We start from the raw sequence: 9,511 nt of genomic DNA, 5'->3' as shown, positions 1-9,511 counted from the left end.
TAAATTCCATCTATTCCTTTGGCTTCTTTCACACGGTCTTCCCAATATTTGAAAACCTTATCGCTATTGGTTTTGTAATTAAATCTTCCAAAAACTTTTTCATTCCATTCGTCAACATTATTGCGCAACATCGGTTCGGCATGTGAAGTCCCCAACACAATATTATATAAAGTTGCCATTTTTGCATTACCCGGGTAATGGAAAAAAGCTTTGGTACTGGAATGCATGGCTGGCCAAATGGTATTGGCTTTCAATCGCAACAACAATTCAAAAATTTTGGCATAGGTTTTTGGACCAATGTCTTTTGTTTCCGGCTCAAATGTTTTCGCCGCCCAAGGCTGCAATCCCCAATCTTCATCGTTTAAAAAGATTCCTCTATACTTCACGGAAGGTTCTTTGGACTGGAAATCATTTTGATTCAGTACCAATTCTTTTTGCTCTTTAGCAGGCACATCAGCCCACCAATACCACGGAGATACTCCTATTTTTTTGGATAATTCAAAAACCCCATAAGCCGTTCCTCTTGGATTTGTACCGGCAATAACAAAAGCTTTGTTAATCTTTTTGTTGGGATTAAGAATCGTTTTATAGAGATAACTTTCCCATTGATTTGAAAAGTTTCCTTTTATCAACTTTTTATCAATAAATGGATTCATCAGCTTAGAAGAGATACTTCCTATAACAATTACATTCCCTTCAGCATCCTTACTATTGGTAATCACCTTAGGTTTATAATGGGTTACTTTGTAAATATCCTCTGCTAATAAATGAGCAGCAATAGAATCAAGTGGAGAACCTTCTTTATCATATAAAATTACCGCCTGAAATTTAGCTGTATAGATTTCAAACGAAGGATCAATATTCTTAATTTTGATGATACTATTCGTTGCCTGAATGCTATTTACAAACAAAATCAGACAAAAAAACTTTATAAAATTTTTCATATCTTTTATTTAAATCAAAGTGAATTTATGACAATCGTTGCAGTTGGAACTCCATTTGAAGTAACAATCAATTCTGTTTTCCCTGCTTCTTTTCCAGCCCTTATAATTACCATCGCCCTGCCTTTAAACAAAGAAGGCTGAAGTGAACCAAAACTGGCCATATCTGTTGGTGCCCCATTCCCTGAACCAATTATTTTACCCGCTCCCTTAGAACTAATTACAACTTGCTGATTGGCATCAAGAATCGTATTTCCATTTTGGTCAGTCAATTCAATTAAAACATAGGAAAGATCCTGACCATCCGCTTTTATAGTCGCACGATCTGCTTTTAATTTTATAGCCGCAGCGGTACCCACAGTTTGTAACAGCGTACTTGCACCTTCTTTTCCATCAACTAATTCTACCGCTTTTAATGTACCTGGTTTGTAAGGCACTTTAAACCCGGTTTTATATTGAGCATTCGTTTCTTTTTCGCCAATTAATTGGTCATTAAGATACAATCTTACTTTTGGAGCACGAGAATAAACATTAACATTCAATTCTTTGTTTTCCATATTTGGAAACGTCCACGAAAGTGATTCTTCAGGCCAGCCCCAAAAACTCACCTTTTTTATCTTTCCTTCGGCAACAGGCAATTCTACTGCCATGCTAATCTTTTTTTCTCTCCAAAGAATATCTCTGTAATAGGACTGTGGTTTCTTTACTCCAATTAAATCAATATCACCACACCAGCCGTTGTACCAGGGCCAGCCCATAAACTGATGCACGTTTTCCTGAGGATCAACTTCAAAAGAATTGCCTAAACCTGACTCTCCCAAATAATCCATGGCTGTCCAGATAAAATCGCCTATTACATACGGTAATTTTTCTACCTTATCCCAGTTTTCAGAAGCTTCTGTAGCCACACTTTCGCTACTGAACATCACTTTATCAGGAGTTTTAGCATGTTCTTCTTCATAAAAACGCCACATGTAATTATAACCCGATATATCTAAATGTTTTAAGGCATTATCTAACGGGAGCATGTTTTTGTGTTCTTTATCCCAATGTTTGTTAACCCCGGCAGTAATAGGTCGCGTTGTATCGTATTTTAAAATTTCATTTTTCAAATACAAGGCCGTTTCACTTCCTGCATCGGTAATGCGTTCCGGAATTTCATTCCCCAGACTCCACATAATCACAGAAGGATGATTTCGGTCTCTCAATACCAATGAGCGAATATCTTTGGCACTCCATTCCTCAAAATACTGATGATAATCATTAGCGTTTTTCTTCTTTTTCCATTGGTCGAAAGCTTCATTGATAACTAACATTCCTAATCGGTCACAGGCATCTAAAAAACTTTCCGACATAGGATTATGAGAAGTTCGAATAGCATTAAAACCACTCTTTTTCAATAATTCTATTTTTCGTTCTTCCGCTCTGTTAAAAGCTGCCGAACCTAAAAGTCCGTTGTCATGATGCACACAACCGCCTTTTAATAATGTTTTCACACCATTTAATTTAAATCCTTCGATTACAGAAAATTCAATAGTTCTGATTCCAAATGGAATAGCTAACTCATCTATTTTTGTTTTCCCTTCCCAAAGTGCAATTTTTGCTTCATACAAATTAGGTTTTTCTATTGACCATAAAGAAGGATTTTTAATCGTTATGATAAACGGAACTTCTTTTTTCGCTTTACTATTAATTTTGATTTTCTGCGACTCTTGCCCCACGTTTTTTCCATCAGCAGCAACGATAGTAGTTATGACTGTAAAATCATCATTTTTAGCATTTCCTTCAACTATAGTTGTTGATAAGGCAACTTCTGCCTGATTATTTGCTATCTTTTTTGTGGTAATAAAAGTTCCCCAATCTTCAATATAAGTTTGCGGTGTCTGCAATAACCACACATGACGGTAAATCCCGGAACCGGAATACCAACGGGAATTTTTACCCTCATTCAAAACTTTTACAGCCACCACATTCTGCTGACCAGCAGGATTACAAAATGGAGTGATGTCAAATCTAAAACTCGAATAACCATATACATTTTGTCCCACTTTTTGACCATTTACCCAAACTTCAGCCTGATTATAGACCCCTTCAAAGTACAATTCGTGTCGTTGTCCTTTATTTTTTGGAGAAATAACAAATGTTTTTCGATACCAGCCTTCACCACCCACAGTTTGCCCGGTAGCAAATCCGCCAACACTTGCCCTGCTAAAAGGTCCTACTACAGAATCTTTCTTTTGATTTGGCATAGGTTCAATACTCCAATCATGAGGTAAATCCAATAATCTCCATGCGCTGTCATTAAAAGATGGATCTTGTGCGTTTTTTACACTTCCTTTATAAAAATGCCAGTCGTTATCGAATAATACTTTTCGTGATATATCAACCTGTTGTTTTTTCTGGGAATACGCCGGAAATAATAATGCAACACATAAAACAGAAAACAGAATGTGTTTAATTGTAATTGTTAATTTCATTTCGAATTAAAAAAGTTCAATAAATATGTTTTTGATTTTAAAAAAATAAACTAAAGAAGTAGTCCCAAGTCTATATTTTTTTCAAAATTAACTTAAGCCTTAATTTGGGTATTATCATATATTGCCAATGCTTATCAAAATAAGACATTTTATAAAATACACTTATAATCAATGTTTTGCCCCCTAATTTTTGATGCAAAACATGATGAATTAGAATTAGTATTTATCTCCTTCTAATCTGAATGAGATTAACTTTTTGACACAAAATAACGAACTCCCGACTCCTTTTATTTTTTACTTAAGAATCGAATAACGAATTCCCATTTCGAGTCCTGCCAGTTCAGCCAGTCCTTTTAACCTTCCAATTAATGGATAACCAGGATTTCCTGCTCTGTTAAAATCGTCTAACATTTTATGTCCGTGATCCGGACGAATAGGCAAATTATAATCGGTTCTTCCTTCAGACTTTCTTCTGATTTGCTCTTCTACGATAGCTTTCATTACTCCCGGTAAATCTACTGTTGGATCTAAATGTTCTGTTTCATAAAAATCGCCGTTGTCTAATATTTTAGTACTTCTTAAATGTAGAAAATGTACTCTTTCAGCATATTTTCTGAAAATTTCAGCCAAATTATTGTCTTTTCTCGCTCCTAATGAACCGGTACAAAAAGTAATTCCGTTATGTAAAGACGGACAAACAGTAGACAACCATTCGAAATCATCTCCTGAACTCATAATACGTGGTAATCCTAATAATGGAAAAGGAGGATCATCAGGATGTACCGCTAATTTAACGCCTGATTCTTCAGCAACAGGAATGACTTCACTTAAGAAAAAAGCAAAATTTTCTCTTAATTTATCTTTATCAATTCCGTCATATTCAGCCAATAATTTTAAAAATATTTTGATGGGCTCTTTTTCATCTTCTCCCACAGCTCCGTCAATAAAAGACTGGGTAGCAACAATAATGTTATAAGCAAGAGCTCTGGCATCTTCTTTGGTTAACGTTTGATAGAGAGCTTCCGCTTTTTTAATTTGCTCTTCGGAATAATCCTTAGCAGCATTTGGTCTTTCTAAAATAAATAAATCAAATGCAGCGAATAAATCGGCTCCAAAATACATTGCTACCGTACCATTTTCGAGCGTATAATTCAAATTGGTTCGTGCCCAATCCAATACCGGCATAAAATTATAGCAAATGGTTGTTACGCCACATTTCCCTAAATTTTTAACGCTTTCCTTATAATTAGCAATAATTCTGTCGCGGCTGGCTTTTCCTTTCTTAATATCTTCATGAACAGGCAAACTTTCAACCACATCCCATGTAAGTCCGTAGGATTCGATATTATTTTTAGTCTTCAAAATCTCTTCTACTGACCAAATTTCGCCATTTGGAATATGATGCAAAGCGGTAACAATTCCCGTTGCTCCTGTTTGTTTAATTTGCTCCAGACTAATAGGATCCTTTGCCCCAAACCATCTTAATGTCTTTTTTAATTCCATTTTATTATTTTTTTAAACTCCGCTAAAAGAACTAAAACCTCCATCAATAGGGATAATAGTTCCTGTTATAAAACTTGCCGCATCTGAACATAAAAACTGAACAATTCCGTTCAATTCATTGATATCTCCAAAACGTTTCATTGGTGTTCTTGCCAATACTTTTTTACTTCTTTCAGTGTAAGAGCCATCCTCATTAATTAATACTCTTCTATTTTGGTCACCGATAAAAAATCCCGGAGAAATTGCATTTACTCTCACTTTTTCTCCAAATTTAGTTCCTAATTCCATTGCCAGCCATTTTGTAAAAATATCAATTCCGCTCTTAGCTACCGAATAACCCGGAACTCTTGTTATAGCTGATAAAGTTGCCATGGAAGATACATTAATTATACTTCCGCTCCCTTGGTTAGCCATAACTTCACCAAAAACAATGCAAGGATAAACACTTCCGTTCAAATTCAAATCAGTTACTTTTTCAAAATCACTAATTTTCATATCAAAAACAGTTTGTTCCTCAGTTAATGTTGCACCCGGCATATTCCCTCCTGCTGCATTGATTAAGATATCAATTGTTCCCCAGTTTTCCACTATTTTTGCTCTGGTTTCTTTCATTTCTTCAACATCCAAAACATTCGAAACAAAACCAATAGCTTCGCCACCCAACTGTTTCAGTTCCTCAACACAATCATTTACATTTTCTTCTCTGATATCCAGTACAACTACCTTACATCCTGTACTGATTAAGTGTTTTGCAATACTTCCGCCAAGTACTCCGCCACCACCGGTAACAATTGCTACTTTCCCTTCAATACTAAACGTATCGTTCATATTTTCTTTATTTTTAGATTAATAGAAATACAAATTTAAAGAGAAGTAAAGCTAATTTTATTTCCTAAATTTGCATACACTGATTCTATTTTTGCAAATTATAAAAGTAATCTATGAAAGATATTATGAACGAAAGGCTTCCTATTTCGAAGTCTTTTCCTTTAAAAGTCCGTTTTTTTGACTATGAACATTTTTCATATCCTTTGCATTTTCATTCTGAATATGAGATAATTTACATTAAAGAAAGTACAGGAACCCGATTTTTAGGTAACAACATCGCTCAATATCAAGCGGGCGATATATTGCTTATTGGTTCTAATTTACCCCACTTTTTGAAAAGTGATGCTATTTACCATACCGGAAATACTGACTTAAGAGTGAAAGGCACCATCATTCAATTTGAAAAAGATTTTATGTATTATGCGATTAATCATTATCCGCATTTTATCAAAATCAAAAAATTATTGCAGGATTCTATCAGAGGGATTTACTTTTCTTCAGCTAAACTACAGGATTTATTAGCAAAATTGCCTTTGGAAAACGGTTTGAACCAACTAATGCTTTTTTTGGAAATACTGAAAGAAATGTCGGAAACTGATAACAGGCAAATTATTTCGACTTCTGATTTTATCAACGAAACCATTTATGATACGGCAAGGATTGACAAAATAATTTCTTATTTGAATAAAAACTACACCCGACACATCAGCCTTGAAGAAATCGCCTCTTTTGCAGCTATGAATGCAGCTGCATTTTGTCGGTATTTTAAAAGTAAAACAGGTAAGTCTTTTAAAAACTATATATTGGATATGCGAATTGGTTATGCCTGCAAATTATTATTAATGGAAGACATTAGTATTTCTCAGTTAAGTAGTCAATGCGGTTTTGATACTATTTCACATTTCAATAAAACATTTAAAAAAAATATGGGATACGTGCCTTCACAATATCGAAAAACGATGTTAAAGAATTAATTATTTTAGATGCTTTAACCCTGAATGAAACAATTCTAAAAAATAGAAAGAGCCTCACAAGGAAAGCTCTTTCTTTAGTATTCTAATAATTTAAACCCTGCAAATCGTTTGATTTGCAGGGTTTTTCCTTTTATACCACTTTTCAATATTTATAAAATCACGCAAAATCTTTAAACTTCTAATATATAATGGTTTGGATGTTCTGTTATATTATCCCAGCAGGATTCTAACCATTTGATTATCAAAATGGTTTTATAATACGTAGCTAATTTCTATTTGATAATCCTGACCGGTATCTGGTAATTTAACATAAACAATACCTTCTTTTTCATCCCAACTATAAGTAATCTTTTCATTTACTAAATCTGCATTTTGAAGTAAAATCTCTGTTTTCTCTTTCTTAATTTTTGAAGAATGCACCATTACCGATTTAGGTTTAGTACCACTATGCAATTTTACAATATAGTTTCTTGCTCCTGATGGCTTATATCCCTTTTCTTCTCTGGCATTCAAATGAATTGTATAAGCCGAAGTTTTGCTTTGAGCACTAATTTTAGTTTTACAATAAATATCCTTTTCATAATCCCTGCTTTCTCCATCGTCTTCGTACAAAACAAAGGAAGATTCTTTTCCAACTTTATCTGGATAAATATCAAAACTAACGGGATAATTAGGTTTTTCGTGTATGTATTGCATAACAGGCATACTTGGAATAACAGCTCCTTTTTTGACAAACATTGGTATCACATTTAATGGCGCTTCAACCGTAATCCATTGTTTCCCTTTATAATGAGTTTTTCCATCATTATAATTTATCCAATCTCCTTCGGGTAAGTATAGTTTTTTTGTAGTGGCTTCTTTTTCAACTACCGGTGCAACCAGTAATTCCCTCCCAAAAAGAAACTGTCCGTCTAAATTATAGGTTTCCGTATCATTAGGATATTCCAAAAACAAAGCTCTCATTATAGGCATACCGCTATCATGTGCCTCGCGGGCATAATTATAGATATAAGGGAATAACCTATATTTTAGCTCAATTGCAGCTCTGGTAATATTTTCAGCTTCAGTTCCAAAAAGCCAAGGCTCAACAGCATTTCCACCTTCGTGATGTGCCCTACTCAAAGGATTAAAAATACCGAATTGCATCCAACGTACATACAATTCTGCCATAGCATCATAATTTTTAATATCTCCACAATATCCGGAAATATCTGAAGTCCAAAAAGGAATGATACCCATTCCGGCAGAAAGTCCAACCGGAATTTGATTCGCAAATTGGCTCCACCCTTCCAATACGTTATTACCATTCCCGGAATCTCCCGACCAACCAAATGTATATCGCTGCAATCCTGCATAAGCAGCTCTTGTCATTTGAAAGATGCGTTTATTGGGATTATGCTTATAAAATTGTTCAGTAACTACTTTATCCCAGGTTAAGCCATACACATTATGAATTTCATCATGCATCCCTAAATAATGTTTCATATTTAAGCGATCTGTATCTTCTTCATTACTCCAGGCGGGTTCACCCATATCTGTCCAAAATCCACGCACGCCATCACTTAAAGGCTTTTGCTGATAATTACCCCACCAATCGGCTACTTCTGTCTTTGTAAAATCAACTACCCCACAATTTCCACCCCAAGGCCAAGGCATATCGTAACTCTTACCAGTACGGATATCTGTAACAAAATAACCTTTTGTATCAGCCTCCTCCCATTGTTTTTTATTGGCCTGAGAAATAACAGGATCCTGAGAAACAATCATTTTAAATCCCTGTTCTCCTAATTGTTTGACCATATCTTTTGGGTTTTGATAATTGTTTTTCTTCCAGTCAAAATCCTGAAGTCCTTCAACCCAACCAATATCCTGATAAATAATATCGCAAGGAATTTTTCTCTTTCTAAACTCAGCAGCAATCTCTTTGGCTTGTTGTTGTTCTGTATAATTTCCTCTGCATTGCGAAAAACCCAAAGCCCATTTAGGCGGCATGATTGGTTTTCCAGTTAAAGCAACATAATTTTGAATAATTTGTTTGAAATCATCCCCATACATGAAATAATAAATCATTTCTCCAGATGCTGCTTCGAAAGAATAATAATCGTTGGATTCACTTCCAAACTTAAACTCTATTTTATAAGTATTATCAAAGAAAATCCCGTAATGATTAGTACTCATAAAAAAGGGAATGCTTTTATAAAGCGGATCTTCATTTACACCATAACAAGGTTGGTCACTATTCCACATTTTATAACTCTTTCCGCGCCGATTTAATGTTCCGGCTTTTTCTCCTAAACCAAAAAATTGCTCTTCTGGTTTTAATGTTTTATAAGTTGCAATATGCTTGCCTTGCTTAACAAATCCTTTATCATTAAAATCATTAAATAACAACTTTTGGTATTTATCAAAAATTTGCAATTTAAAAGGATTTTTTTGCACTCTTATTCGCAATTGTTCTGTAAAAACCTCGTAAGCTGAAGTTTCTTCATTGACATTAATATTCCCTGTCCAACCTAAATCTTCATTAATTACAGCAAAAGATTCATTATTTCGCTTAAAAGTACCCTCCGCTGAAATCCAAACTTTTACTACCTGTCCGCTACAAAATTGCAACAATACTTTCGCATTGTTTTCACAATTAAAGATAAGCTGATTATTTTTTGTTGTATAAGAAGAACAATTGCCTAAAGTTTGATTTCCTTTTCCAATATCTTGGGCGCTAACAGTATTCTTTATCAACAAAAGAATAAGAATCAAATAAATAGTGGTTTTACGCATAACTAAGTTT

General features: G+C 34.5%; 6 protein-coding genes. 1 reads left to right on the top strand and 5 read right to left on the bottom strand.

Features of this window, described 5'->3' with window-relative positions; genetic code table 11:
- From H599_RS0111650 to H599_RS0111635, 4 genes are all read right to left on the bottom strand, one after another.
- Positions 1–944, bottom strand: a 944-nt coding sequence (locus tag H599_RS0111650; RefSeq protein WP_026714304.1) for a glycosyl hydrolase 115 family protein, incomplete at its 3' end; no start/stop codon positions are given.
- A gap of 14 nt (positions 945–958) precedes the next feature.
- Positions 959–3,418 (bottom strand): glycoside hydrolase family 2 TIM barrel-domain containing protein, encoded by a 2,460-nt coding sequence (locus H599_RS0111645; protein WP_026714303.1) that lies wholly within the window; start codon positions 3,416–3,418, stop codon positions 959–961.
- A 294-nt stretch (positions 3,419–3,712) separates the two neighbouring features.
- Positions 3,713–4,921, bottom strand: coding sequence for a mannonate dehydratase (gene uxuA / locus H599_RS0111640; RefSeq protein WP_026714302.1), 1,209 nt, complete (start codon positions 4,919–4,921; stop codon positions 3,713–3,715).
- A 12-nt stretch (positions 4,922–4,933) separates the two neighbouring features.
- Positions 4,934–5,749, bottom strand: coding sequence for an SDR family oxidoreductase (locus H599_RS0111635; protein ID WP_026714301.1), 816 nt, complete (start codon positions 5,747–5,749; stop codon positions 4,934–4,936).
- Positions 5,750–5,862: 113 nt separating this feature from the next.
- Between H599_RS0111635 and H599_RS0111630 the strand changes: the two genes are divergently transcribed.
- A complete protein-coding gene (locus H599_RS0111630) occupies positions 5,863–6,723 on the top strand; it encodes an AraC family transcriptional regulator (protein ID WP_026714300.1) in 861 nt (286 codons plus the stop codon).
- A 252-nt stretch (positions 6,724–6,975) separates the two neighbouring features.
- Here H599_RS0111630 and H599_RS0111625 read toward each other — a convergent pair whose 3' ends face one another.
- On the bottom strand, positions 6,976–9,501 hold the full coding sequence (locus tag H599_RS0111625) for a glycoside hydrolase family 31 protein (protein WP_026714299.1): 2,526 nt from the start codon (positions 9,499–9,501) through the stop codon (positions 6,976–6,978).
- Between the last annotated feature and the right edge of the window lie 10 nt (positions 9,502–9,511).

The sequence above is a fragment of the Flavobacterium daejeonense DSM 17708 genome (genome assembly GCF_000425425.1).
In the GTDB taxonomy this organism is placed as follows: Bacteria; Bacteroidota; Bacteroidia; order Flavobacteriales; family Flavobacteriaceae; genus Flavobacterium; species Flavobacterium daejeonense.
This window is presented reverse-complemented; position numbering and strand designations above follow the sequence as displayed.